Origin of the sequence: Vibrio ponticus (assembly GCF_009938225.1) — a bacterium.
Lineage (GTDB): Bacteria > Pseudomonadota > Gammaproteobacteria > Enterobacterales > Vibrionaceae > Vibrio > Vibrio ponticus.
Genome location: NZ_AP019657.1, coordinates 368,052 through 394,468, shown reverse-complemented (window position 1 = coordinate 394,468; position 26,417 = coordinate 368,052). Strand labels below are relative to the sequence as shown.

The window sequence follows — 26,417 nt, the reverse complement described above, 5'->3', positions numbered from 1 at the left end:
TCATCTACTTAAGGATGTAATTATTAATTCTAATAGATATAAAGCACGAAACAACATAATCGGGTGAGATAAATTACAGCAAGCTCAAGGTTTTTCTAAAAACTGACATTTTTAAATAAGATAAAACCAAAAAACTGCGAGAAAGCTTTATTTTTGTAGAAATAAGTTGCAACAAAAAAGCCAGAGCATTGCTCTGGCTTTGGTCGAAAACGATTTAATTATAGCGCTTTAATGTCAATTGACTCGCCTTTGGCAGCTTTTGCCATCGCGGTACGTTTTGTACGGTCGATAACATCGCCCACTAACTGACCACATGCCGCATCAATATCGTCACCACGAGTCTTACGAATGGTTACCGTGTGCTCGTATTGCATCAATGTTTTCTGGAAGCGGTCGATACGTGAGTTACTTGGTTTCTTGTAAGGTGAACCTGGGTACGGGTTAAACGGAATCAGGTTAATCTTACATGGCGTATCTTTCATTAGCTCTGCCAATTCACGCGCATGGTCCATATCATCGTTAACATGATCCAATAGCACGTACTCAACGGTTACTTTACCGCGGTTGGCATTTGAAGATGCTAGGTAGCGGCGAACTGACGCTAAGAACTCTTGAATGTCCCAACGGTCGTTGATCGGCATGATTTCGCTACGTAGCTTGTCATTTGGCGCATGTAGAGAGATCGCTAGTGCAACGTCAATGCGACCTGTCATTTGGTCAAGACCCGATACCACACCAGAAGTTGATACCGTTACACGGCGCTTAGACAGACCAAAACCAAGATCATCCAGCATGATTTCAAGCGCTGGAATAAGGTTTTTCATGTTAAGTAGTGGCTCACCCATACCCATCATTACCACGTTGGTAATTGGGCGGCGACCGGTTTCTTTCTCAAGACCCACTTCACGCGCAGCACGCCATACCTGACCGATAATTTCAGACACTTTCAGGTTACGGTTAAAGCCTTGCTGAGCCGTTGAGCAGAATTTACATTCCAATGCACAACCTACCTGTGAAGAAACACATAAGGTCGCGCGATCATCTTCAGGGATGTAAACCGTTTCTACGTCTTGGTCACCGACACGCATTGCCCATTTGATGGTGCCATCAGATGAGTGTTGAGCTGCCGATACCACTGGAGCTTTAATCTCACAGCGTTGCTTTAGCTTCTCACGCAACTGCTTGTTGATGTTGTTCATGTTGTCGAAATCATCGACACCAAAATGGTAGATCCACTTCATCACCTGTTCGGCGCGGAATGCTTTTTCGTTTAATTCTTCTGCAAAGAATTTACGCAATCCTTGGCGATCAAAATCAAGCAGGTTGATTTTTTCAGTAGTCATGAAGCCTCTCAACAACGGAACAATAAATAAGGGCGCGAATTTTACAGCCTTTAACCAAAGACAACAAGTGTGACAAGACCCTGTTTTTGCTAAGACATTAAAAAAGCAGTGATTAAAAATTAACCATTACTATATTCAGATATAAAAAATCCCGCTAGACAGCGGGACTTAGTAAGATATTTAGGCTTAAGCAGCGAGCTGTTTGATCTGCTCAACAATCGCTTTTAAACCATTACCACGAGAAGGGCTCAGGTGGTCAATTAAGCCTAGCTGCGCAAAATAGCCATCAATATCAAACTGTTGGATCTGCTCACTGGTTTTATGATTGTAAGCTGCCATCACCAAAGCGATCAGTCCACGTACGATACGTGCATCAGAGTCAGCACAAAATGACCACATCTCGCCGGCTTGTTCACTCACCAACCATACTTGGCTTTCACAACCCGATACCGTGACTTGCTGCGACTTTAATTCTTCTGGCATCACCGGGAGTTTTTTTCCCCATTGGATAACCTGACGGTAGCGATCTTCCCAACCACGCATACCTTGCATGGTCTCAACGATCTCTTCAGCAGTAATTTGCGTGCCAAATGGATTTAATGGAAATGTCGACATCACACCACCCTATTTCTTGTGCTTTTGAATCAGTTTTTCAACGATACGTGCGACAGCGACAAAACCGAATGTCGCGGTAACCACGGTTGCTGCGCCAAAACCGCTAGCACAATCCATACGCTTTGGACCTTCCGCAGTCGCTTTTACGCCACACACCGAACCGTCCGCTTGTGGGTATTTAAGCTGCTCCGTTGAGAACACACAGTCGATGCCAAATTTGCGTTGTGGATTTTTCGGGAAATTATGGTGACGACGCAGCGTATCTTTAATCTTCTTCGCCAACGGGTCTTGAATGGTTTTGGTCAGATCCGCCACTTGAATTTGGGTTGGATCAACCTGACCACCAGCGCCACCTGTGGTAATCACTTTGATTTTATTGCTGCGACAATAAGCCAACAATGCCGCTTTCGCTTTTACACTGTCGATCGCATCCAGTACATAGTCGTACTCTTTCGATAGGTATTCGTGCTGGTTGTCTGGCGTAATAAAATCATCAATCAAATTAACCTTACATTCTGGGTTAATCAGTTTAACGCGCTCCGCCATCACTTCAATTTTGCTTTGACCAACGGTACCACTCATGGCATGAATTTGACGGTTAATATTGGTCACACATACGTCATCCATATCGATCAACGTCAGTTCACCAATGCCCGTACGCGCCAACGCTTCAACTGCCCACGAACCTACACCACCAATACCGATCACACATACGTGCGCAGCACGGAGTATTTCCACTTCGCTATTGCCGTATAGACGGCGTGTACCACCAAAACGCTGGTTGTAATTATCTGAAGCTGGAGTGTCTAATTCACGCATAGTTTAAGCCCGTAAATCGGTTACAAAAAAGAAGAGTGCGATTTATACGCACTCTTTATGAAAATGTCTATACTCGCTCTTTGCACCACAACGTGGCTTGAACGGAAAATCGTTAGTTTTGTTTCTCAGGCGGCATTGCCCACGGCGCTTGCGTCGGAGAGTTCTCTAAACCTAACTTCCACACGCGACCAAAATGTTTGTAATGACCTGCCTCTGTACCCGCACGTGGTCCCATGCCATGGTAAAGGTCGAGATGATTCTGTTTCACCGCACCACCAGTGTCTAAAACGATCAGCAAACGCAGTTGATGTGCACCACTCCACGAGCCATCAGCATTTAATAGTGGTACTTCAGCAAGGATTGGGGTTCCCATAGGCAAAATGCTTCGGTCACCCGCTACAGATGCCATCGGCAACAGTGGAATGCCTGCCGAGCCTGTTACTGGCGCATCTGCTCGTGGGGCAAAAAAGACAAATGATGGATTTTGCTCCAGTACTTCACGCACCGTTGCCTCATCATTAGCGAGCACCCAATCCTTAATTGCTTTCATCGACATTTTTTCACGTGAGACTTCACCACGTTCAATCAATACGCGACCAATACTGACGTAAGCTTTATTGTTTTTACCGCCGTAAGCGAAATATTCAAGTGTGTCGTCATCTTCAAAATGAACAAAACCGCTCCCTTGCACTTCCATCAAGAAAGGGTCGATCATGTTAGCCGCATAACCCAACTCCAAACCCTGCCCTTCTAAAGCACCTGCATAAATCTGCGCACGAGTTGGGCACTCTTTACCACAATCAGGCTTGGCATAAACTGGATATTTATAGGTCTCATTGGCTTGATGACGAAGCTCCATTACCGGGGAAAAGTAACCGGTAAAGAGAACATTACCTTTTTTATCGCCACCACCTAGTTGCGCAGTTTGGATACCAAAGTTGCCCAATTCACTTGGATCGCCACTTTGCAGTACCCACTCATTGAGCGTTTCATACAGTGGTTGATATACCTTCGCCATTGAGGGTGATTTATCGACCACCTGCTCGGCTTGTTTATGGAACTCAGTAAAATCTCGCGTCACATTTGATTGCACACTCTCAGTGCGATTGAGGGTAGTTTCAAACTCTTGATCGAAATATTGTTGTGCTCGGTCGGTTGGTTGAGCACAGCCAAACAGCAGCGTCACCGCCGCTAAAGGAAAAATCTTTTTCATTGGTTATTAAGGAGTCCATTAACGAGATAGCTTGAGCATGACAAACTATCGCTATCATCGTCAATGTAGATGAATTATTTTGAAGCAGTTTTGACAAAGATTGGTTGATAAGCGTTCCCAGTCAACAGTCTCATCTCATTCCAATTCTGATTTTGAAACTTAAAGCGGCGTTGCTCAGTGCCATGTTGATACACTAAATAGTCACCATCAAAGTCATACTCGGTGGCGACTATCCCACCTTCAAACACGATACCTGAGGAATTGATCTCTAAACGCTCGGCACGATAAGGTGCCACATCACTCTCAATCCAGACACCATAAATAAGCGAATGAGGATGACTGATTCGCTGATATTTATCACTCAATACTATCGCGCCTTGAATAATGAAATAAGTACTGGCTAAGACCACCAGCCATATCGATGCGATGCTCCATTTGCTCTGAAAGGCGAGTAGCCCTGCTCTTTTTTCCTGTCTTGAGTTGCTATTTACACTAACGTTCATTGGTTCTTGCCTTGCAGAAAAAACCTCTATATCACGCGCTATTGAAGCGCTCAATGCGAGGTAAGCTTTATTGGACTTTTGTTCCAAAAAAAACACTTGCCTATTACAGAATAAATTTGCACTATAATCACATATAAATTCACAAAATGGACTCACTGTGAAAATACGTAGTACAGCGCTAGTAAAAGGATTTCGCCAATCTGCCCCGTATGTAAATGCTCACCGTGGTAAAACCGTGGTGATTATGCTCGGTGGCGAAGCGGTAGCTGATGTAAACTTCAAAAATATAATCAGTGATTTAGCCCTGCTTCATAGTCTTGGGGTAAAAATCGTCTTAGTGCACGGTGCCAGACCGCAAATTAATTCGATTCTCTCTACGCATGATGTCACCAATGCCTACCACAAAGGTATTCGTGTCACTGATGAGCATTCCTTACCACTAGTTATGCAAGCCGCCGGGCAATTACAGTTGGCGATCACTGCCCAGCTCTCAATGAGCCTGAGTAACACCCCGATGGCGGGTACGCAACTCAATGTGGTGAGTGGTAACTTTGTGATTGCCCAACCGCTTGGGGTCGATGATGGGGTGGATTACTGTCACAGTGGTAAAATCCGTCGTATTGATATTGCCGGTATTAACCGCATGCTAGAGCAAGGCTCAATTGTACTCCTTGGTCCTATTGCCAGTTCAGTCACGGGTGAGTCTTTTAATCTCACCTCAGAAGAAGTGGCAACCCAAGTCGCCATTCGCCTCAATGCAGATAAGCTGATTGGTTTTTGTTCGGCGCAAGGTATTTTGGATCAGCAAGGTAATGTCATTGCAGAACTCGTCCCTCGAGAAGCTGAGCAGATCTTAAGTAAATTGGAACAAGATGTTGATCAGTCTAATGACAATGCTTCAGGCTCTCTACGTTTCTTACGTGCCGCGATTACCGCTTGCCGTGCAGGCGTGCCTCGTAGCCACTTGGTAAGCTACAAAGTTGATGGCGCGCTAATCCAAGAATTGTTCTCTCTTGATGGTATCGGTACGCAAATCGTCTACGCCAGCTCAGAACGAGTGCGCTTGGCTGCAATCGATGATATCGGTGGTATTTTGGATTTGATTCGTCCTTTAGAAGAACAAGGTATTTTGGTGCGTCGCTCGCGTGAGCAACTGGAGCAGGAAATCCACCAATTCACCATTATAGAAAAAGACGGATTAATCATCGGCTGCGCTGCACTCTATCCATACATTGAAGACCGCATGGCAGAGATGGCGTGTGTCGCAATTCACCCCGAATATCGTGATGGTAACCGTGGCTTAATTTTGCTCAATCATATGCGTCAGCAATGCAAACAACAGGGCATTACCCAGTTATTTGTTCTTACGACACACAGCTTGCACTGGTTTAGAGAACAAGGTTTTTACGAGGTTGGGGTGGAGTCGCTACCATCGCAGAAGAAGAACCTTTACAACTACCAACGTAACTCAAAGATTCTCGCTATTGGCACCGCTTAAGTTGAACACAGGTCAAGCAAACGGTTTCGTAACATACGGTCGAAATAAAGCTCACTATTTGATCGATTTTCTCATTTATGAGCTTTATTTCATCAACACTGTTGTATATTATTCACCCGCCTCAAACCCGAGGTCGAATTGGACTCACCTAACTAGCTCGACTAGACCGCATGGATTGCTTAAGTAGATAAAAACAACGTCAACTATGAGCAAACATCATGAAAACCGTTATTTGTAACTCGCTGCAAAGCTTTTGGGATATGGCGGAAAACGAACTGCTGACCGATCTCAGCGTGCATTGCGTTTTCCCTGTCACAGACAGTTTGAAAGACTTTATCCTTAACTATCAAAAACAATATCAAATCCGCAGTATCTCCTTTACTACGGTATTTAACTAAGCTTCACCTTCGCTTTGCTGGCGACAACCACGGATGGTTTTCTCTATTCTCTATTCCCTTTTAACCTTTCAGCCTTTCCACCAAGCCGCTGGCACGCTCAGTCATCACTTTAATTCCCCGCTTAACCACATCAGGTTGAACGTACATCGCCAAACGTTTTTTCGCGCGAGTAATGCCGGTATATATCAGCTCGCGGGTTAAAATCGGACTAAACTCTTTTGGTAAAATCATCAAAGTAAATTCAAACTCACTACCCTGTGATTTGTGAATCGTCATCGCGTAAGCGGTTTCATGCTCCGGCACGCGACTTGGCAATACCGATTTCACACTACCATCTGGCAACTCAAAGAAGACCTTTAAGCGTGGTTCTTCCAGCGAGTCATCCCAAATACAGATACCGATATCACCGTTATACAAACCTAAAGCGTGATCGTTACGGGTGATCATCACTGGTCGACCGTGATACCAAAGCTCATCTTGAGTTTGCACCAGTTTGCGCGCGACTAACGCACGCTCAATACGCTGGTTTAAGCCCGTCACGCCAAAATCGCCTTCGCGTATCGCACACAACAAACGGCAACCAGCAAACGCGTCTAAACCCGCCTTTGCCAAAGCTGTGACTGATTCAAGCTGTTCGGTTTGAGGATTCACTTCGCGCTTGGCGATGCGCTTGAGGTATACACTGTATTCACTGACCATGGTTTGAATCAGCTGATTGTAGTGCTGCATATCAAGTGGGTACTGGGTAATATCAGCAAAGTCACGCTGCCACACGGCATCGTACTTAAAGCCCGAGCCCGCATTGACGGCTTTGGCAAGCTGACCAATTCCCGAGCGAGCATCAAAACGATAACTCTTTTGCAGCATACAAAGACTATCGCCGACTTGGCTGCCTTTTTGCTGACTTTGCGCCAGGGTATTAAAGCCAGTTAGCTGAGCGATCAGTTCGCCTTGCTGGCTGCTATAGCCATATTGATGGAACGAACAAATATCGCCCAGTACGGCGCCAGCTTCTACCGAAGCGAGCTGATCTTTATCGCCCAGCAAGATCACACGAGCATGCTTTGGCAGGGCATCCACCAGCTTGTACATCATCGACAAATCAACCATCGACGCTTCATCGACCACCAAAATATCGAGGTGCAGCGGGTTTGCTTGGTTATGGCGAAACTCGACACTATTTGGCAATGCACCTAACAAGCGATGCAAGGTGCTCGATTCGGTCGGGATCGCCGCTTTTAGCTCTGGACTAACCGGCAGCTCAGCTACCGCCTTACCAATCGATTCGGTCAAGCGTGCCGCGGCTTTACCCGTTGGAGCCACCAGCTTGATAGTAGGAACGACATTAACACCACTCTCAGAGTTTTGCGCTTGTTCAATTAAGGCTGCCAGCAACTTAGTCACCGTAGTGGTTTTACCGGTACCAGGTCCACCCGAAATCACCGCAAAACGTTTAGTCAACGCGATAGCAGCCGCAACTTTCTGCCAGTTGACACACACCGCTTGAGGAACCAGCTGATCCAATGGTGCCAATTGTTCGGCGCGTTTTGCTTGCAGCAATACTTGATCAATTGCCGACCAATCCAGCGAGCTATCTTCAACCACATCTAAATGATCACACACCAACTGCTGGCGCTGCACTTGACTAAAGTTTGGATTTTTCGCTGCACTACTTAAGGTGGCAAACAAGTATTGGTAACTACGGGCGAACAAATGATCGAGCAAATTGGTCAGCTTTTTGATCTCGATAGGCTTTAAGATCATCGGTGTCCCAAAGCTATTTAATCGCTCGGCGAGTGTCACTTCATAATGCCAGTAACGGTGCAAATAAACTCGCTCACCGTCAAAGACTAACGGTAAAGCTGAAGCCTTGTTGTGAGTCGGATTGGCAACCCAAATAGAGTGACTCAGCAGCTGCTGCCAATCAATCGCGATTAATACTTGGTTAAGCTCTAACGCCGCATCGCCAAACAGACCTAGCTTGCTAGCAAGATCGACCGGTTGCGATTGCGCGTCACGTAGCGGCAAGCAAATATGCCCTTTGCCCAGCTCACTACTCACCACTCCAGCAATAAACGCTAATTGATCACTGTGAGATTTACTGAAAATAAAGCGCGCTAATTGGTAGTCCAACTGACGCAGTGAACCTTTTTGTGCCAAACGTTGTAGCGTCGCCATTAGTGGGGCATTGCCTAGTGGCGCAGCAGATAACGAAGGGGTGATTACATTACTCATAGATCTAGCGCCATTTGTCCTGCTGAATTGCCACGTACTTCAATGGTCTCGCCATCAATCAGTTGGTCTAACTCGGTTAAAAACTGCAAACTTGGTTTGGCGGAAAAGATACCATGTTCACCTTCCCCATCCATGCCACGTAAGAATAGATAGTAAACCCCACCAAAATGTTGCTGATAATCATAATTGGCTAAGCGACTACGCAGAAAACGATGTAAGGCGAGCGCGTAAATTTGATATTGCAGATCATAACGGTGGTCCGCCATCGCTTGACGCAGCGCATCACCGTGATAGTCGTGGATCTCATCACCAAGATGGTTCGACTTCCAGTCGAGTACATAGTATTTGCCTTGATGCTCAAACACTAAGTCGATAAAACCTTTCAACATGCCCTGCACGGTTTGAAAACCGAGATCGCCCGCTTTAGCCGAAAGGGTATCGTTGCGCTGAATCACGCGATTCAGTTCAGCGGATGCCAATACTTCAATCGGCAGCAGAAACTCCATTTCAACTAAACGTTGGCTGGGTGATTTCTGATTTAAACGCAGCTCTTTACCATCCAATGGCGTGGCTAATACGGTATCCACCAGTTGTTGCAAAATTGGCAACCACTCAAGATCCAATTGCTCACTTTCCATCAAAGCGATGATCGCTTGTTGATTGGCTTCACTGTTGGCAGGTTCGGTGAACTCTACCTCTTCAAACAAGCTATGCAAAAACGTACCCGGACGCGCGCCACGTGGGAAAGTAAAAATTGAACGCTCAGGCTCTAGCATTTCTTGCTCATCCTCTTCTTGAGAGGAGTCGACATCAAGCCGAAGTAAATCGTCATCGGCTGAATGGTGCGAACCTTGCTTAATCAGCCCTGAATAACTGGTAATACGCCAGCTGCGATCAATCTCTTGCGCCAACTCACGGGCATGTAAAGTCGCTTGCTGTTGCTGCTCGGTAACAAATGGCGCGTCATTACTGTCAGGTAAGCCACTTAGCGTGACACACGCTAAAGCTTTCGCTTGCTGTTCAATTGATTGAGTAAGATCGCTAATGCCACCCGCTTGACCATTTTGCAGCAAGTAACCCATGGCACTATGGTGCACGCCCGTTGGCTCTTTGGTCGAACGACCATTTCTCAGTGGCGCAGCGCCAATGAAACAGCCATAAACTGCACGGGTTAGGGCTACATAAATCAGACGTAAGTCTTCCGCTAGACGTTCTTTGTCCGCCTGCGCCAGTGCCGCTTCATTTTTGGTGATATCCAAAATGGTCGAGTCAGTTTGCGCATCGTAGTATTTCGCTTCACTTGCCTCACGGTAACTCAGCACAAATGGTAAAAACACCAAGTCATATTCGAGACCTTTCGATTTATGGATGGTGACGATCTGCACCAAATTGCGCTCTGATTCCAAACGCTGAATTTGATCCTCACTGCCGCCAAGACCATTTTGCGCGTCGCTGATCGCTTGCGCCAACCAACGCAACAAGCCATGGTCGCTATCGAGTTCGCCGCTCGCTTGTTGCAATAACTCACCAAGGTGCATCAAATCGGTTAAGTGGCGTTCACCACTCTCTTCTTCCAATAAACGTTCAGCAATATGACGCTTGCTCATCACCGCACGCAGCATAGGTAGCACGCCGCGTTGCAGCCACAGTTTGCGATACTCTTTAAACTCATTAACCGCGTTTTCCCACACGCTTTCGTCGTTATTGAGCGCATCAAGACTGCCTGCATCGAGTGCAAACAATTCCGAAGCCAAACTGGCACGCAGCGCGCGGTCATTTTCTGGGGTTAACACCGCTTGCAGTAAACGCTGCACATCTTGAGCAATAATGGCGCTAAATACACTATCACGGTTAGAGAGATAAACACTGGCAATACCCTGTTTCGCCAGCGCTTTTTTGATCATTCGCCCTTCACTACCGGTACGCACCAGCACGGCAATGTCACCCGCTTGAATCGCGTGATCGACTTTACCAGTGTGAAAGCTCGCTTGCCCTTGTTGGGAAGCAGTCAATATGGTCTGGATCTGATCAGCGGTCGCTTGTGCCATCGCATCAAGGTATTCGCCTTTAGCGAGCGGTTTGTCTTCCGCCTCTTGCAACCAATAGGTCAAGGCAGGTTGAACCTGACCGCCCAGTTGCCACTGACGCTTATCGGCATTTGGGCTGGCGGCGACAGGGATAAAGGGAATATCTTGATCATAGATAAAGGCACTGTCAGGCAAAGCAAACACTTGGTTAACTGCCGCGACCATATCGGCGCTCGAACGCCAGTTAGTGCCGAGAGTAAAGTGAGACGAAACCTGATTACGCGCCTTGATATAGGTAAAAATGTCCGCGCCACGGAAACCGTAAATCGCCTGTTTAGGATCGCCGATCATAAACAAACCACACTCAGGATGCGGAAGATAAATGCGGCTAAAAATGCTGTATTGCAGTGGGTCGGTATCTTGGAATTCATCAATCATCGCCACTGGATAGAGCTCGCGAATGCGCCCTGCCAATAAGCCATCATCATCGTTATCAAGCGCCGCCGATAAGTTGGTCAGTAGGTCATCAAAAGAGAGCCACTGCTTTTGCTGCTTGGCTTTGGCTAGCATAGTGCGGCAATGTTCAATTGCATGGGCGAGCAGTGGCGCTTTCAGACTAATCGGCTCGGCGAGAAACGCTTCTATCGCTTCAAACACCGGATGCTGTGGCGCACTGCCTTTAGGCGTTTTCTCTAGAAGTACATTCTGAGCAAATTTTTCTAACTGTTCTGGGTAGTCATAACCGGTGGTTTCAACACTGGCCCATTGATCGACAGCGGCAAGCCATGTCGGCAGTGATTTTTTACTGTAACTGCGCTTATTGATGTCCGAATTGGCAATCAGATCATGGTAGTCTTTTTGCTCACTGCACCACTGCGCTTTAAGCTGGTCAATCTGTTCAAGGTTAGCTTGATGCAACTCAGCCAAATCACCTTGCATCGCCGCAACCGAGAGTTTCAGTGGTGCGCCAGTTAAATAACCGGAAACATCACCAAGCAATGCGGCTGGCGAGCCCCAAATTGAGCGCACTTCACCCGCCAGTTTTAATGGCAATGGGTAGAAGTTGCGACGCCAGTAATCCGCCACGATTTGCGCTTTAAGATGACTTTCGTCGGTGACAAATTCATTGTCAAAACGGCTACCAGATTCAAACGCGTTTTGCGTTAGCATACGCTGACAGAAACCGTGAATGGTGTAGACCGCCGCTTCATCCATCTGACGTTCTGCTTGCAGCAAAATCGCAGCCGCCTGTTGATGATCGCTAATTTCAGTTAATAAAGGCTGGATCACCGGATCGCTACTTTCGCCACGAGCGAAGGCAATGCGCGCATCATGAATTCGCGCCCGAATACGATCACGCAACTCAGCGGTTGCCGCTTCGGTAAAAGTTACCACCAAAATTTGATCGACCGTCAAAGGTACTTGATGGCGCGTTTCTTGGCTGCCATGCCCAAGCAAGAGACGTAAATATAAGCCAGCAATGGTAAAAGTTTTACCTGTCCCTGCTGACGCTTCGATTAATCTGGCACCATGCAGAGGAAATGTCATTGTTTCCAATGGTGTGACAACTGATAAAGATGTCATAACAATCAAACCTTTATGTAACTTTTAAAGCAATTAATTCACACGACGTGGTGTGATCTAATCGTGATATTGGCGGTTTAGCTGCATGTTGCAGCCATCATTCCGATTTAATGGGATCGCACTCACAGAAGATCCTCTGCTAAGGCTTTACTATCCGCGCCACGTGTTCAGTAATCGCAAGCGATACTGTAACCAAGCGAATCATGGTCCCTCTGACCTGTGGCCGTACAGCGAACGCCCTACACAAAATAATGATTTTCTGGCGGCCACTTATTCCTTTGCTTTTCCCCGTTATACATCGTGTGCATCTCGCATCTGCAATCTCGGTGCTTGCATCACAAGCGCAGCCAATGTGCGCACCTCTTGTGCTAACTGCTCATTCCATTGCGGCCAAATGCGCGCAATATAAGTATTTTTGCCTTCGCCTGGCGCGATAAAACTATCGTTAAACACATCGGCCATTTTCTTCAGTGACTTTTCTTCATCATCCGCCCATTCGCCACCACGACTAAAGCCCGCTTCTATCGCTGCCAATGAGGTTTTCGGGAAATAAGCCAACGGCTTAGTCATGCCTTGATAGAAAAGTCGCACCAACTCGGAAAGCATGCTTTTTGCCTGCTGAGCGTCATCAAGCGCAGGATAAACCAAATGCACCACACCTTCTTTGCGATCGTAACCCAGCATGTGGGTGCGCTTAGCCACGCCCATTGCCGACATCGCCAAGTGATCAATCCAAGCAGCGAGGTAATCTTGCGGACGAATCTTACCGCTACGGTAACGCACCAAACCTGCTTGGTAGTTTTGCGTCAGCCAACCTTGTAAATTGACCAGTTTGTCCTCACCGAGCACATTGATACTGAGGTTAATCTCAATATCGTCACTCGGTGCATTTGAGACAAAACTCAGCGCTTCGAGCATCTGCTCTGCTTGCACGCGGTTGGTCTCAAATTCAATCTCACCAAATGCCGCCACCGGCAGTTTGCCCTGCGCTCTTTGCTCGGCAACAAATTGCTGCACCACTTGGTCATTGGCACTTTGCTGAGCCAATAACTGATGCAATAAACCATCACGCATCTGATAGCTCTCTAGACCATTTAACACAAACGGCTCATCGTCAGGTAAGATCGGTAGTGGCGGCTCAAAAATCACTTTTAAGCGGCGATTAAAGAAGTACTGCACCGGCAAGCGCCAAAAACGTTGTAACTCGACCATATCCAACTCAAGTGGATAGGTGACATCCAGCAGATAGTCACTGAGTTCGCGGTTAAACTCACCGCTGCGCTGACCGAGACGATTAGCCGCAGGTAGCCACTCTTTGGCGTAGCTGGCATAAGTTAGGCTGGCTTGATCATGACTAAACGCGGTCGGACTAAATGGCACCATAGTGTGGTGTTGATGCAGATGCGCGAGAAGCTGATCACCGGAATCATCCACACTCTGCTCTTCGTCGCCAACCAGACAATAGTTTTGATGGCAGTATTCCATTAATTCCGACACCAATACCGACGGTACACGCTCGGTATTGTCTTGAATCGAACGCCCTACGTAGCTGATATACAGAGTTTGCTGCGCGGAGAGAATCGCTTCTAAAAATAGGTAGCGGTCATCATCGCGACGCGAACGGTCACCAGCACGCGTGCGACCATTCATAAGATCAAACCCTTCTGGTGGCATCGAACGCGGGTAGACACCATCATTCATACCAAGCAGACAAACGGTCTTAAACGGGATCGAGCGCATCGGCATCAAGGTACAGAAGTTGACTTGACCAGCGAGAAAACGCTGGCTCACGCGCGTACCAGAGAGTTTATTGTTGAGGTACTGCGCCATAATGCTTGGTGCCAGCGGTTGATTAAATGCAGCGTCATCTAACTGCTCTTTTAGCGCAGCTAAAGTATCGCGAATTGACTTAAGCGCCACTTCCCCTTCCAGTTCAACACTGAAAAAGTCATCGAGCATACTGGTTAACAGCTGTCGCCAGCTATCAATGCCTTGAGTTTGCGCTAGCGCATGACGATAGTGACTAACAGTTTCGATAAAGTGCGCCAACTTACCGGCAAGTTCAGCGCCCATCCCCTGCGCTTCATTGTAAGGGGCTAGCGTTTGCTCACCATCGTCAAATAGACCCACCGATTCTGGCATTGCATAGCCGAGCAACATACGCTCGATACCAAACTGCCAAGTATTTTGCGCAGTGGCTGGCAAATCAAATTCACCACCAGTGGCTGGGTTTAAACCCCAACGAATACCGGACTCTTCTACCCATAACTTCGCTTGCAAGAACTCATCTTCACTGAGTCCAAAGCGGCTCAAAATGGTCGGAGTTTCCAGCAGCTCTAACAGCTCTGAAGCTAGGCAGCGAGTATTGGGCAAATTCACCAACTGCATAAACGCCGCTAGAATTGGGCTCTCTTGGTCAGCAGTACGGTCGGAAATTGAGTAAGGGATATAACGCTCACCCGGCGCATTACCAAACACCGCTTGGATAGCTGGACTATACGCATTGATGTCTGCCACCATGACTATAATATCGCGTGGTTTCAGGCTTAGATCGGCATCAAACATTGCCAAGAGCTGATCGTGCAGTACTTCGACTTCACGCATTGGGCTGTGGCAGGCGTGTAACGTCAGCGAGTGATCGCCAAGCGTCACCGCTTGTTTGTGGTGACTGGTGATCAGCTGATGATCATCTTGATGCTCTTCAAGATTTAAGATATCAGCTTGCAATTGATGCAGCAGTGAATCACGTTCAATCTCAACAAAGGCTTCAATCTCATGGGACTCGAGTTGCGACAATAAGTACATATTATCGCGTCCCAATTTACCCATTGATGCCAGTAAACTATTGCCCACAACATCAGTGTGCAGTTCATCGCCAACAGCGGCAAGATTATCTTCAATCGAGCCTTTTAGCTGCTCGCTTTCCCCTTCATGATGCGATTGCTCATCACGCCATACCAAGTGTTTACGCTGCTTGGCTGCCAGTTTGGCGAGGAATTTACGGTCTCGCACTTCGCCCCAGTAGTAGCGACATGGGTTGGTAAACATCAGGTGGACATCAATATGTTCACCAAGTGCTTTAAGCGCATCCATGTAGCGTGGCGGCAGAGAAGAAATACCAAACACAAATAAACGTTTTGGCAGCCCCTCGAGTGAACCTTGGTAACTCTCTAGGCTATCGATGAAATGCTCATAAAGATTGGCACGGTGATAAGGTGACTGCTCCAGCGCCACAGTGTGATCGTAAAGCGCTTGCCATAAAATCGGCTGCCATGGATGTTCATCGCCAATTTCAGCCACCACTTGACCAGACTCCCAACTCGCGATCCATTCTGGGCGATATACTAGGTAGCCATCAAAAATATCGGCAATTTTTTCCGCCAATTGATACAGCTTAGAACTGTCCTGATCATCTAACAGGTAACGCTGCAATGGTGCGAATTCAGGCAGGTCGAGCATGGTTGGCAGAATGTGCATCAGCTTCCAGCTCATCGACTCTTTATTAAATGCACTACGCTTAGGTACGTCGGGTAGAACCTCGGTAAACATGTTCCAAATAAAGGTCGCCGGCAGCGGAAACTCAATATTGGCGGCAACGCCAAATTCCTTTGCCAAAGCCATCTTCAACCACTGAGACATGCCGGGGCTTTGCACCAGAATTTGTTCTTTATCGAAAGGATTTTCCAGCGGGTCAATTCTGACCAGCTCAACAAGTAGCGACTTTAAAACATCAACTTGGTTGGAGTGATAAACAGTAAACAAAATGCGCGCTCAAATGGTTGACTCAATGGAGCTGAGATTAGCATAGCTAAGGGAGGTTTACTGAGGGAAAAACGAGAGTTTGCGCTAGGTTGCAGCTTCTTTATACAAAAAGTCAGACCTAAGCTAGGTCTGACTCTCAGCGCGAAAACGATTAATCTTCTGATGATTCACGGCGTACAATCACGCGATGTGGCTGGTAGAAATGGAAGTAACGCGCCGCAACATAACCCACCACTAAAGTTGCAATCCAAAGTTCACCCACCGCAAGAGCGTGGACTTGCGCAACATAATGATCCGCAATATTCATATGTACCATCCAAGCGCTGAGTTTAAATAGCGCAGTTGAACCAATCACCATAGGGAAGGTAAACGCGGCATAACCTGGGCTAAATGGTAAGCGAAGCAATTTAATAAACGCTAAGTAAATCACCACTGTCATCAATACTGCGATACCAAATAGCACACCAACAATCACTGGTGATGGATCGGCTGTTACGCTGAAGTAACCGGCTAGCGAGAGACTTGCTGGCGCCGCCATAATTGCTAATGTTGGTTTGGCTGCATCAGGGATCTCACCGGCAAAAATCAAACGGTAGATCATCGCAGGAAGCATCACTGCATAAGCCACTAGACCGAAGATCAGTGTTGCTTGAGCTATCCACGCTAAGTGTGGGTTACCTGAAAACGAGACATCCGCAACCACAATGCCCACTGGTGGTACGAACCAGCTTGGCACCATATGTGACAATTCAAAACTTTTTGCACGGTGATAAACAAAGCTTGCGAGGAAGCTAATGTGTAATGCTACGGCTATTAACCATAGCGTATCACCAGCAGCAGGAGACCATTTACCAAGCGCATTGGAAACCACCATGGTTGCCATCGCGAAGGTAGGGACTACGCTACCAACCACAGGGTGAGCAAGGTCTTGCGCCAATAGGTGGCGATGAAAAAGGAATTTTACGCTCAAGATAACCAGTACACTGAGGCGATCACTGCCCCTGTCATTTGTCCATAACCATTGAGTGCCGCACCGTTTTCCCAGCACCAGCCAAGGCTAGCAATACCAAGCGCTAAACCTGCCATTGGGGTTGGCGCGCCGAATACTTTTGCTTTAGTTGCGTTAATCATGGTTCACACTCTTTACTTTCTTTCTGTTCTGGCAAGGATTCTACGCTTGTATTTTGTTTAGTTATATCTAATTATTTAGAACAGTAGTTCAATTTAACTAAACATTACCTTATGGCTGTCAATATTTCGCTCAAACAACTCAAAGTTTTTGCCACCATCAACCACTACGACACATTAACCGAAGCGGCAGAAGCGCTGTTTCTTTCGAAAGCCGCAGTGAGTATGGCGCTGTCTGAACTGGAAAAGCAGCTAGGACATTCGCTGTTTGACCGCGTGAATAAGCGCTTGGTACTAAACCAAGAAGGACAAAAATTACTGCCTTTGGTCGATGAACTTCTTCACCGAGTACAAGATATTGAGTTGCTATTAGATGATGATTCTATGCTCACGGGGCAATTACGCATTGGAGCCAGTGATACCATTGGCAATCAAGTTGCACCATACTTATTGAGTGACTTTCGCCAAGATTCAGGGCATCACGAGCAGAGTTTATTTATCTCAAATTCAGCATTAATTTGTCAAAAGCTGGTCGAGTACGAACTGGATATCGCCTTGATTGAAGGTAAAACCCTCCACCCAGAACTTATCTCTACTCAGTTTAGCCAAGATGATATGTGCGTGATTTGTAGCCCGAATTCGCCACTGGCTCAGCTGGCTAATCCGTGCGTCGGCGACTTAGAAAATAGCGAATGGATTTTACGCGAGCCGGGATCGGGCTCACGAGAGTTTTTCCTACGTGCCATCGCGCCACGCATTGAACATTGGCACGAAGCGTTTCAGCTGAATACCACTGAAGCCTTGATCAACTGCGTTTCTGCCGGGCTTGGCTTAGGCTGCCTATCTCGCCTAGCTGCTGCGCCAGCAATTAAAGATGGTCGAGTGGTCACCATTGAGCTGCCGCTCGATATGAAGCGTCGCTTTTGGCTGCTGGTTCATAAAGAGAAATACCAAAGCCCTCTACTCAAAGCCTTTATTGAGTTTTGCTATCAGTGGCGCCAATAAGTAGAATTATGCCCCTACGTTTAGCATGTGCATTTAGCAAGCACGTGAGTCGCAGTTTTGCTGCCTCTCCTAGACTTAGTTAAACAAAAACTGTATAAAAAGACAGTAATTAATCAACCATTCATTCGAGCTAGAGGAATAACCATGGCTGTAATCGTTAAGTACGTGGTAGAACGCAACGGAGAAGAGAAAATGACTTTTACCTCTAAAGCGGACGCTGACGCATACGATAAAATGCTGGATATGGCAGACGAACTTTTCGGTCTGCTAGGTAAAAGCGAACTACTAGAAGACGAAGCGAAGCAAGAAGACTTAGCGATGTTCTTAGCGCAAAACAAAGAAGAAGTGCTTTACGCACTAGGGGCAAAACGCCGTCCTACGCCTAAGAAAGCGAAGAAAGTTGAAGCCGTAGCTGACGTAGAAGAAGAGCAACAAGAAGACGCAGCGTAAGCAATTTGCACTGCACATTTTCGCTCTAGCGCTGATGTTAGAATCGATGAAAAAAACCGAGGCAAATGCCTCGGTTTTTGTTTTTAATCGCTTTGATTTCTCAGCGATTAACCGTGAGAAACACGCCCTTTGACATCATGATCCAGTTCGCGCTTAAGCTCCGCTTCGACATGACCTGGTGCTTGAGTATTGCCCGAAATTAAACGGTACATCGCAGGAATGACAAACAGCGTTACCAGTGTCGCAAAGCCCATACCAAAGAAGATTACCGTACCGACAGCCACTCGGCTTTCGTAACCCGCGCCAGTCGAAATGATCAACGGAATCGCACCGGCTAGCGTAGTAAATGCCGTCATTAGGATTGGACGCAGACGGCGTGCTGACGCATCAATAACCGCTTTTTCAAACTCTAATCCACGGTCACGCAGTTGGTTGGCAAATTCCACAATCAAGATACCATTTTTGGTTACCATACCAATCAGCATAATCATACCAATCTGGCTGTAGATATTGAGACCTTGTCCCATAATAAATAAGCCAAGGAAACCACCAAATACCCCCATCGGCACGGTAAACATCACCACCAGCGGGTTAATAAAGCTTTCAAACTGCGCCGCTAACACCAAATAAGCCACCAGTAACGCAAGAGCAAACACCACTAGGATACTTGATTGGTTCTCTTTGTAGTCTTTTGACTCACCCGAGTAGCTCACGCTGATATCATTTGGCAGATTATCAATCGCTTGTTGGTCGAGGTAATCAAGCGCATCACCCAGTGTATAACCATCCGATAAATTGGCTTTTAGCGTCACTGACTTTTGCTTGTTGTAGTGCGACAAACGCACCGCAGAAGCCACTTCTTCAATCTTGGTCACAGAGTCGAGCGTGACTAACTCACCCGAGGCAGTGCGCATGTAGATTTGGCTTAAGTCAGCAGCGTTATTAAAGCTATTTTCATCACCACGCAAATACACATCGTACTCTTCACCACGCTCCACAAAGGTCGTTTCACGTTTACCGCCAAGCATTATTTCAAGCGTATCAGAAATATCGGCGACACTAATGCCAAGTTCTGCCGCGCGCTGCTTGTCGACCGTGACTAGAAGTTCAGGGGTTTTCTCAGAGTAGTCTATCTCTGCACCTTCCATAAGCGGTGACTCTTCTGCGAGCACTTGTAGCTGTTCCGCGTATTTTTGTAGCTCTTGATAATCAGAACCGCCCAACACAAACTGCACTGGCTCACTTGAACCACCTCTAAAGCCCGGCATAAATGGGAATACACGCACGTCAGCCATGCCGTTCAGGGCTTTACGAATTTCACCTAAAGCCTGTTGCGCCGTGACAGTACGATCATTCCAATCTTCAAGAATCATGATCACAAAGCCGGTTTGGTCACCAGCCATACCGCCAAAAGCCGGCGATTGCAGTGAGAACGATTTCAAGTAACCTTGACCTAGCAGCGGCATTAGACGGTTTTCTACATCATCCATATTCGCCGCCATGCGGTTATAACTGGTTGCATCCGCACCACGCACAAAGGCAAAGATGACGCCACGGTCTTCACTTGGCGTGAGCTCTGCAGGCACTTGCTGCATCAAACCATAGCTACCACCAATACAGGCAAGGATAACCAAAGGTGCCGCCCATTTAGCTTTAAGCGCATAGCCTAAAAGCTTGCGGTAACCCGCTTCCAAACGACCAAATAGACGGTCAACCACTTGAGTGAAACGACCCGGTTTGACATTGGCTTTTAAGATCTTGCTGCCCAGCATTGGCGTCAGCGTTAAGGCAATCAGTGATGAGAAGATCACTGACATTGCGAGCAGCACTGAGAACTCAGTAAAGAGTAGCCCTACCATACCATCCATAAATGAGATCGGTAGGAATACCATGACGAGAACCAAGGTCGTTGCGATAACCGCAAACCCCACTTCACGAGTACCTTTATAGGCGGCAAGTAGTGGTTTTTCACCACGTTCAATGTGGTGGAAAATATTCTCTACCACAACGATGGCATCATCCACCACCAAGCCAATCGACAAGATCAGCGCCATTAGCGTGATGAGGTTGATCGAAAAGCCAAAATAGTAAGCCGCAATAAAAGAAGAAATCAGTGATACCGGTACGGTGACCGCAGGGATCAATGTCGCGCGTGCTTGACCGATAAATACGTACAGCACCAGCACAACAAGACCACCAGTCACAAACAAGGTGCTATACACCTCAGCGATCGAGCGTTCGATGAATACTGTCGAGTCATAGTCAACCGCAAGGCGAGTGCCTTGAGGCAAGAATTTCTGTACAGCTTCCACTTCGGCATGGACGCGTTGCGCGACTTCAAGCGGGTTCGCATCCGACTGTGGCACAATACCTAAACTGACGTTAACGACACCATCGCTTTTAAAGGTTGAGTTTTCGTTTTCAGCACCAATGTAAACATCCGCAACATCTTTTAAGTAGATTGGTGTGTTGTCACTGGCACGACGCACGACGAGATATTCAAAATCTTCCACATCTTGGTAAGTACGAGCCGTACGCACCGCCATGACCGTTTGGTCGTTACGAACCTGACCACCCGGGCTTTCCAAGTTTTCACTGCGTAACGCTTGCGTAATGTCAGCGGTAGTCACGCCACGACCCGCCATCAATGCTGGCTTGAGTTTGACGTACATTACCTTGTACAGACCACCAGAAATATCTACCGAGCTGACCCCTGAAATCAGACTAAAGCGGTCCATCAGCACACGCTCGACATAATCGGTCAACTGGGTACGGTCCATTTCAGAGGAACTGAGGTTGATATAGAGTGAAGCTTCACCCGAGCCGTTGTTCTTATACACAATCGGATCGTCAGCTTCTTCCGGCAATGAACGCTGAGCACGCGCTACCGCATCGCGCACATCACTGACACCGGTATTAAGATCGTAACCTAGCTCAAAAGTGATGGTGATACGTGACATACTATTACGGGTGGTCGACGTGATTTCATCGATGCCACTGATCCCCGAAAGTTGCTCTTCTAAAGCTGAAGTAATTTGGCTTTCAATAATGGTCGCAGAAGCGCCCTCATAGCGAGTAGATACCGAAACCACTGGGTTTTCGATATCCGGCATTTCACGCACTGCCAGTTTGGAAAAAGAGACAATACCGAACACACACAACAGCATGCTCAGTACGAGTGCCGAGACCGGTCTTTTTACCGATACGTCAGATAACCACATTATTGATCACCCTTTTTTTTCGGTGCGCTACCTTGCTCAATCACGGTTGCGCCATCACGCATATTGACAATGCCTTGCACCACAATGCGCTCACCAATCTCTAGACCTTTGTTGATCACCACTTGGTTATCAACACGCGCGCCCAAAATCACTTCGGTGCGCTTGGCTTTATTATCTTCACCAATCACATACACATAACGTTTGGTGCCTGAGTATTCGAGCGCTTGAACCGGAATGATTGGGGCGTTAATTGGCGTAAAGTCCATATGAGCGGCCACTAGCATACCTGGCTTTAACTGTTGCTCTTGGTTATCAAAATGAATGCGTACGCGCAAGTTCAAGGTTTCTGGGTTAATACGTGAGTCGATGCCAACTACTTCACCATTAAAGATGCGCTCACCCCATGCACTGGTTGTGGCGGTCACTTGCATACCTTGACTGATTTTAGAGAGGTAACGCTCTGGAATTTGCAGATCAAGCTCCATCACTGAAAGATCGTCTAGTGATAACAATTCCATACCTGACGAGACCATTTTACCGCGGCTAAAGTCGATAAAACCGACGGTACCAGCGAACGGAGCGCTGATATGCAGATCTTTTAGGTTTGCATTGGCAGCGTCGAGACGAGCTTGGGCAATCTCAACGCTGGTTTTTTGCGCATCAATTTCGGTTTGCGTGATGGCATTGCGCTTTACTAGGCGCTCAAACTCTGCCAGTTTACGCTTTTCATCTTTTAGATAAGCACTCGCTTCTTTAACGGAAGCACGTGCCTTGTCATCATTCAGCTGGATAAGTAACTGACCCTTTGTCACTTGTTGGTTCGCTTTAACTGCGATATTTTCAACTTTACCTGAGGTTTCAGGCGAAACCATGACCGATTGTTCCGCTTCCAATTTACCCACAAGAGAAAGTGATTGTGAAACTTGGTGGGTTTGGACTTGCTCAGAGACAACGGTTATTGCCATCGGACCACGCGGTCCTTTAGCAAATAGTGCAGGCGAAGCACTCAACATTGAAACCGTCAATAAGCTTAAAATCAGTTTATTTTTCATTGTTTGTATTCATCCAGAAAATTCTACCGAATATTGTAAGCGTAAAAGCGCGGGAGTAACGTCAAGGAATGTAAATCCTCCCACACTATTCGCAAATTTATCCGCTCAATAAGCGAGCGAAATGTTCATTTCTACGCTTCTTTGCCCAAAAAGACATCATTCAACTCAAAAACCTAAGAAAAACGCTTTACAGTGTTTATGAGTTTGCTATGATGCGCTCCGAACTTGAGGGAAGCGTTGGGAAAACAACTCTTAAGTATAAAAATCCCCTGGAGGGGTTCCCGAGTGGCCAAAGGGAGCAGACTGTAAATCTGCCGGCTCCGCCTTCGATGGTTCGAATCCGTCCCCCTCCACCATATTTCTTCTTGTGACGCTCATTAGAGATAGTCGTGAGAAACAGCTTGGTTGTTCGTGTTGGGAAAACATCAACTAAGGATAAAAATACCCTGGAGGGGTTCCCGAGTGGCCAAAGGGAGCAGACTGTAAATCTGCCGGCTCCGCCTTCGATGGTTCGAATCCGTCCCCCTCCACCATATTCCTCTCAGTAGAGAGAAAAGCTTGGTTGTTCGTGTTGGGAAAACATCAGCTAAGGATAAAAATACCCTGGAGGGGTTCCCGAGTGGCCAAAGGGAGCAGACTGTAAATCTGCCGGCTCCGCCTTCGATGGTTCGAATCCGTCCCCCTCCACCATATTCCTCTCAGTAGAGAGAAAAGCTTGGTTGTTCGTGTTGGGAAAACATCAACTAAGGATAAAAATACCCTGGAGGGGTTCCCGAGTGGCCAAAGGGAGCAGACTGTAAATCTGCCGGCACTGCCTTCGATGGTTCGAATCCGTCCCCCTCCACCATATTTAAAAGCCAGCTCATCGAGCTGGCTTTTTTCATATCTGCTCACTCGATTTACTCCGCTAAACCTTCTCTACAATCTCAATCTCAATCTCAATCTCAATCTCAATCTCAATCTGCATCGGCTCTATCGCTGCATATTGTGGAAATCAATCTCTGTATCTTTACCCTATTCACTCCACATCACTTAGTTACAATAAGCTTGTCTGTATCTATACGAGAATCAAACCATGACATACCAAGTAGAAGTATGTATCGACAATCTAGAATCGCTGCATTTTGCCATTGCGGGTGGCGCAAGCCGTATTGAACTGTGCTCTTCCCTTGCACTTGGCGGCTTAACCCCAAGCCTTGGTTTTATGCAACAAGCTGGCAAGATCTCAACCATTCCAGTTTATGCCATGATTCGTCCGCGCCAAGGCGACTTCCTCTATAGTGAAGAAGAGATCGAAACTATGTTGCTTGATATTGATGCGGCAGCGCATGCCGGTCTGCAAGGGGTCGTATTCGGCACCTTAACCGCCAAAGGCGACATCGATATGCAGCAGGCCAGTCGTTTAGCAAAGCGCGCTCAACAACATAATTTGGCAATGACCTTCCATCGCGCTGTCGATCAGTGCCGCGATTTCACCCAAGCAATCGAGCAAGTTGCCGAGTTAGGTTGTGAGCGGATTCTAACCTCTGGACTAGCAACGAATGCTGAGCAAGGCATCACGGTACTAAAACAGATGGTTGAGTTGGCAAATGGTCGCTTTGCGATTATGGCAGGCGCTGGCGTAACCCCTGCGAACGCCGAAAAAATTGCCACCATGACAGGTGTCACTCAACTGCATCTATCCGGCAAAACCACCCGCGCAAGTGGCATGGAGCTCGTCGCTGAGCAAGCTAAAATGGGTAATCAAGATCTGGATGATTTCATTGTTCCTATCACTTCAACGCAAACTATCGCCCAGGTCGTGAAAACACTCTCTGCTCTGGGTTAATCTCTCGCGACGTCGCTATAGCGCAGTCACTCCTTGTGATGCTAGGATGAAAGCATTGCAAGGAGGCAGCAGATTCCCCGATGAACAAAGATCTATTTTTTAGTTTGGATTTAAACTTACTGCGAACCTTTCGGGTATTAAGCCAAGAGCGTAATATGCGTAAAGCGTCACAGCGGTTATTTGTTTCCCAACCGGCGATCAGTCAAGCACTACAAAAGCTGCGCCACCACTTTGATGATGAGTTATTTGTCAAAGTACATGGCGGACTTGAACCGACACCCTTTGCCATCGACCTCGCCAACGCCATTGCTCCCCATTTGGATGGTCTTGCCGCGACCCTCAATCAAAACGATGAATTTGACCCAGCCAGTTTAACTCAGCCATTAAAAATTGCCGTCTCACCAATTGTCTTAAGCTGCTTATCAGGCACGCTTTATCAGCGACTCCAACAGCAAGCACCAAACTGTACTCTTGAACTGGTGGCTTGGACAAAAGCTACCTTTAGCGAACTGCAAAACGACGACGTGCTATTTGGCGTAAACTATGAGATTGAGTGCCCTAAACAGATTTATCCACGCGAACTAACCGAATTGACTTCGTATGTCATCGTGCGCGAAGGACACCCTGTAAACAAAGAAATAATCAACGCAAAAGATATGCAAGGGTTTGATATTGCGTCCATTATTACGTCAGGATGGAATGATCAATTTAGTCTAGCTGCCGAAGTCATGAAACGGGAAGGTATTGAAGCAAAAGTAAAATTTCGTACCGAATTCACCATGGCAGCGGTTGAAGTGATCACTCACAGCGATCTCTTTATGCCCCACTCCGACCTATTTCCAATCCAACACTACCCACAACTGCGTGCAATGCTTGCCCATGTAAATGGTGAGCCATTTCGCTACCCAGTCTTTGCGTATTACCACGGCAAGTATCGCCATGATCCAATGGTCAATTGGCTTTATCAGCAGATCTTAGATGTCATACAACAACAAATAGCTAATAAGCAGAGCTTATCACGCATATAACCACACGCCATTAGAGTCATTATTCATTATCAATATCATAGTCCCTGTAACCAATGACTGTAGGTATAGTAATGAATAAAACGCTTATCGCCACTGCAACTCTTAGTGCTCTTTTTTTGGCTGGTTGTTCTTCTTCTAATGACAACCGTGGTAGTTCAGGAGCAGATACGGAAGCAACGCCTGATAGACTTCCTCCAACCTGGCATGAACCAGAAGATAGTAACAATACACCGGATCGCCTGCCACCAGTCTGGAGCGGTCCTGAAGATACGGTACTAGTTCCTGACCGCACACCACCAACATGGAGTGGTCCTACCGATGATGGTAATACTCCAGACCGTTTACCACCAACTTGGCATGCCCCTGAAGATCAACCAGTATGGGGTGGTCCTGAAACCACTTATACATTTAACGGCGACACCATAACCGACGTAGATGGCAACAGTTATACCATTACGAATCAAGACTGGCGCAGCAATGAATTCACCGTACAAGACACAGATGGCAATGAGTTTACTGTTCGTCGGATTACAGAAGGGGAACATGCTGGAGGCTATTGGGTATTTGCCAATGGCGGCGGTTTCTATATTGGTGGTGATACCGTCCAAGGTGGTATTAGCCCGTTTATAGAAAAGCCGAGCAGCAATATTGACCGAGAAGCTATCCGCAATTCCATTCGTGCTCGTCTCAATCAGTAATCTCTTTCAA

General features: G+C 47.0%; 17 protein-coding genes, 4 tRNA genes and 1 pseudogene. 11 read left to right on the top strand and 11 right to left on the bottom strand.

Annotation, left to right across the window (positions count from 1 at the left end):
* Positions 1-218: 218 nt before the first annotated feature.
* The 5 genes from GZN30_RS01715 to GZN30_RS01695 all read right to left on the bottom strand — a co-directional run bounded on the left by GZN30_RS01715 (position 219) and on the right by GZN30_RS01695 (position 4,580).
* Positions 219-1,343: a bifunctional tRNA (adenosine(37)-C2)-methyltransferase TrmG/ribosomal RNA large subunit methyltransferase RlmN gene (locus GZN30_RS01715; protein WP_075648988.1), complete on the bottom strand. Its 1,125-nt coding sequence runs from the start codon at positions 1,341-1,343 to the stop codon at positions 219-221.
* Positions 1,344-1,529: 186 nt separating this feature from the next.
* Positions 1,530-1,958, bottom strand: a complete 429-nt coding sequence (csdE, locus tag GZN30_RS01710; protein ID WP_075648987.1) for a cysteine desulfurase sulfur acceptor subunit CsdE — start codon at positions 1,956-1,958, stop codon at positions 1,530-1,532.
* A 9-nt stretch (positions 1,959-1,967) separates the two neighbouring features.
* Positions 1,968-2,777 carry a tRNA cyclic N6-threonylcarbamoyladenosine(37) synthase TcdA gene (tcdA, locus tag GZN30_RS01705; protein ID WP_075648986.1) on the bottom strand — a complete coding sequence of 270 codons (810 nt, stop codon included), beginning with the start codon at positions 2,775-2,777 and terminating at the stop codon, positions 1,968-1,970.
* A 112-nt stretch (positions 2,778-2,889) separates the two neighbouring features.
* Positions 2,890-3,990 (bottom strand): murein transglycosylase A, encoded by a 1,101-nt coding sequence (mltA, locus tag GZN30_RS01700; RefSeq protein WP_075648985.1) that lies wholly within the window; start codon positions 3,988-3,990, stop codon positions 2,890-2,892.
* A gap of 74 nt (positions 3,991-4,064) precedes the next feature.
* Complete coding sequence (locus GZN30_RS01695) at positions 4,065-4,580, bottom strand: DUF2850 domain-containing protein (protein WP_139312233.1); 516 nt, start codon at positions 4,578-4,580, stop codon at positions 4,065-4,067.
* A 70-nt stretch (positions 4,581-4,650) separates the two neighbouring features.
* Here GZN30_RS01695 and argA point away from each other — a divergent pair, with 70 nt between their 5' ends.
* Both argA and GZN30_RS01685 read left to right on the top strand, forming a co-directional pair.
* Positions 4,651-5,991 carry an amino-acid N-acetyltransferase gene (gene argA / locus GZN30_RS01690; RefSeq protein ID WP_075648984.1) on the top strand — a complete coding sequence of 447 codons (1,341 nt, stop codon included), beginning with the start codon at positions 4,651-4,653 and terminating at the stop codon, positions 5,989-5,991.
* Between the two features lie 218 nt (positions 5,992-6,209).
* A complete protein-coding gene (locus GZN30_RS01685; protein ID WP_075648983.1) occupies positions 6,210-6,389 on the top strand; it encodes a hypothetical protein in 180 nt (59 codons plus the stop codon).
* Between the two features lie 60 nt (positions 6,390-6,449).
* Here the strand turns inward: GZN30_RS01685 and recD are convergent, their stop codons facing one another.
* The 4 genes and pseudogenes from recD to GZN30_RS01665 all read right to left on the bottom strand — a co-directional run bounded on the left by recD (position 6,450) and on the right by GZN30_RS01665 (position 17,128).
* Positions 6,450-8,624, bottom strand: a complete 2,175-nt coding sequence (gene recD / locus GZN30_RS01680) for an exodeoxyribonuclease V subunit alpha (RefSeq protein ID WP_075648982.1) — start codon at positions 8,622-8,624, stop codon at positions 6,450-6,452.
* Positions 8,621-12,235 (bottom strand): exodeoxyribonuclease V subunit beta, encoded by a 3,615-nt coding sequence (gene recB / locus GZN30_RS01675; protein WP_075648981.1) that lies wholly within the window; start codon positions 12,233-12,235, stop codon positions 8,621-8,623. The genes recD and recB overlap by 4 nt, the downstream gene beginning before the upstream one ends.
* A 291-nt stretch (positions 12,236-12,526) precedes the next feature.
* On the bottom strand, positions 12,527-15,997 hold the full coding sequence (gene recC / locus GZN30_RS01670; RefSeq protein WP_075648980.1) for an exodeoxyribonuclease V subunit gamma: 3,471 nt from the start codon (positions 15,995-15,997) through the stop codon (positions 12,527-12,529).
* Between the two features lie 151 nt (positions 15,998-16,148).
* Positions 16,149-17,128 (bottom strand): annotated as a pseudogene (locus GZN30_RS01665) (TDT family transporter).
* 111 nt (positions 17,129-17,239) lie between these two features.
* On the opposite strand from GZN30_RS01665, the gene GZN30_RS01660 reads away from it, so the two are divergent.
* The gene (locus GZN30_RS01660) at positions 17,240-18,130 is read left to right on the top strand and encodes a LysR family transcriptional regulator (protein WP_075648979.1); all 891 of its coding nucleotides are present in this window, start codon (positions 17,240-17,242) and stop codon (positions 18,128-18,130) included.
* 144 nt (positions 18,131-18,274) lie between these two features.
* Entirely contained in the window at positions 18,275-18,580 is a 306-nt protein-coding gene (locus tag GZN30_RS01655) for a YebG family protein (protein ID WP_075648978.1), read from the top strand.
* Between the two features lie 107 nt (positions 18,581-18,687).
* Here the strand turns inward: GZN30_RS01655 and vexH are convergent, their stop codons facing one another.
* Positions 18,688-21,801, bottom strand: coding sequence for a vibriobactin export RND transporter permease subunit VexH (vexH, locus tag GZN30_RS01650; protein ID WP_075648977.1), 3,114 nt, complete (start codon positions 21,799-21,801; stop codon positions 18,688-18,690).
* Positions 21,801-22,853: an efflux RND transporter periplasmic adaptor subunit gene (locus GZN30_RS01645; protein ID WP_075648976.1), complete on the bottom strand. Its 1,053-nt coding sequence runs from the start codon at positions 22,851-22,853 to the stop codon at positions 21,801-21,803. Before GZN30_RS01645 ends, vexH begins: the two co-directional genes overlap by 1 nt.
* A gap of 271 nt (positions 22,854-23,124) precedes the next feature.
* On the opposite strand from GZN30_RS01645, the gene GZN30_RS01640 reads away from it, so the two are divergent.
* The 7 genes from GZN30_RS01640 (at position 23,125) to GZN30_RS01610 (ending at position 26,407) form a co-directional block, all read left to right on the top strand.
* Positions 23,125-23,209 (top strand) — tRNA-Tyr (locus tag GZN30_RS01640).
* 92 nt (positions 23,210-23,301) lie between these two features.
* Positions 23,302-23,386 (top strand) — tRNA-Tyr (locus GZN30_RS01635).
* A gap of 72 nt (positions 23,387-23,458) precedes the next feature.
* Positions 23,459-23,543: transfer RNA gene (locus GZN30_RS01630), tRNA-Tyr, on the top strand.
* A gap of 72 nt (positions 23,544-23,615) precedes the next feature.
* Positions 23,616-23,700, top strand: a tRNA-Tyr gene (locus tag GZN30_RS01625).
* Between the two features lie 228 nt (positions 23,701-23,928).
* A complete protein-coding gene (locus GZN30_RS01620; protein WP_075652738.1) occupies positions 23,929-24,681 on the top strand; it encodes a copper homeostasis protein CutC in 753 nt (250 codons plus the stop codon).
* An 80-nt stretch (positions 24,682-24,761) separates the two neighbouring features.
* Complete coding sequence (locus GZN30_RS01615) at positions 24,762-25,709, top strand: LysR family transcriptional regulator (protein WP_075652737.1); 948 nt, start codon at positions 24,762-24,764, stop codon at positions 25,707-25,709.
* Positions 25,710-25,780: 71 nt separating this feature from the next.
* Positions 25,781-26,407, top strand: a complete 627-nt coding sequence (locus GZN30_RS01610; RefSeq protein WP_075652736.1) for a hypothetical protein — start codon at positions 25,781-25,783, stop codon at positions 26,405-26,407.
* Positions 26,408-26,417: the final 10 nt, after the last annotated feature.

Bases quoted from the DNA above. Each gene is read 5' to 3' on its own strand.
- GZN30_RS01610 (WP_075652736.1), top strand. From the start codon at position 25,781: ATGAATAAAACGCTTATCGCCACTGCAACTCTTAGTGCTCTTTTTTTG.
- csdE (WP_075648987.1), bottom strand. From the start codon at position 1,958: ATGTCGACATTTCCATTAAATCCATTTGGCACGCAAATTACTGCTGAA.
- GZN30_RS01645 (WP_075648976.1), bottom strand. From the start codon at position 22,853: ATGAAAAATAAACTGATTTTAAGCTTATTGACGGTTTCAATGTTGAGT.
- tcdA (WP_075648986.1), bottom strand. From the start codon at position 2,777: ATGCGTGAATTAGACACTCCAGCTTCAGATAATTACAACCAGCGTTTT.
- vexH (WP_075648977.1), bottom strand. From the start codon at position 21,801: ATGTGGTTATCTGACGTATCGGTAAAAAGACCGGTCTCGGCACTCGTA.
- GZN30_RS01715 (WP_075648988.1), bottom strand. From the start codon at position 1,343: ATGACTACTGAAAAAATCAACCTGCTTGATTTTGATCGCCAAGGATTG.
- GZN30_RS01615 (WP_075652737.1), top strand. From the start codon at position 24,762: ATGAACAAAGATCTATTTTTTAGTTTGGATTTAAACTTACTGCGAACC.
- recD (WP_075648982.1), bottom strand. From the start codon at position 8,624: ATGAGTAATGTAATCACCCCTTCGTTATCTGCTGCGCCACTAGGCAAT.
- GZN30_RS01685 (WP_075648983.1), top strand. From the start codon at position 6,210: ATGAAAACCGTTATTTGTAACTCGCTGCAAAGCTTTTGGGATATGGCG.
- mltA (WP_075648985.1), bottom strand. From the start codon at position 3,990: ATGAAAAAGATTTTTCCTTTAGCGGCGGTGACGCTGCTGTTTGGCTGT.
- GZN30_RS01660 (WP_075648979.1), top strand. From the start codon at position 17,240: ATGGCTGTCAATATTTCGCTCAAACAACTCAAAGTTTTTGCCACCATC.
- GZN30_RS01655 (WP_075648978.1), top strand. From the start codon at position 18,275: ATGGCTGTAATCGTTAAGTACGTGGTAGAACGCAACGGAGAAGAGAAA.
- recB (WP_075648981.1), bottom strand. From the start codon at position 12,235: ATGACATCTTTATCAGTTGTCACACCATTGGAAACAATGACATTTCCT.
- GZN30_RS01620 (WP_075652738.1), top strand. From the start codon at position 23,929: ATGACATACCAAGTAGAAGTATGTATCGACAATCTAGAATCGCTGCAT.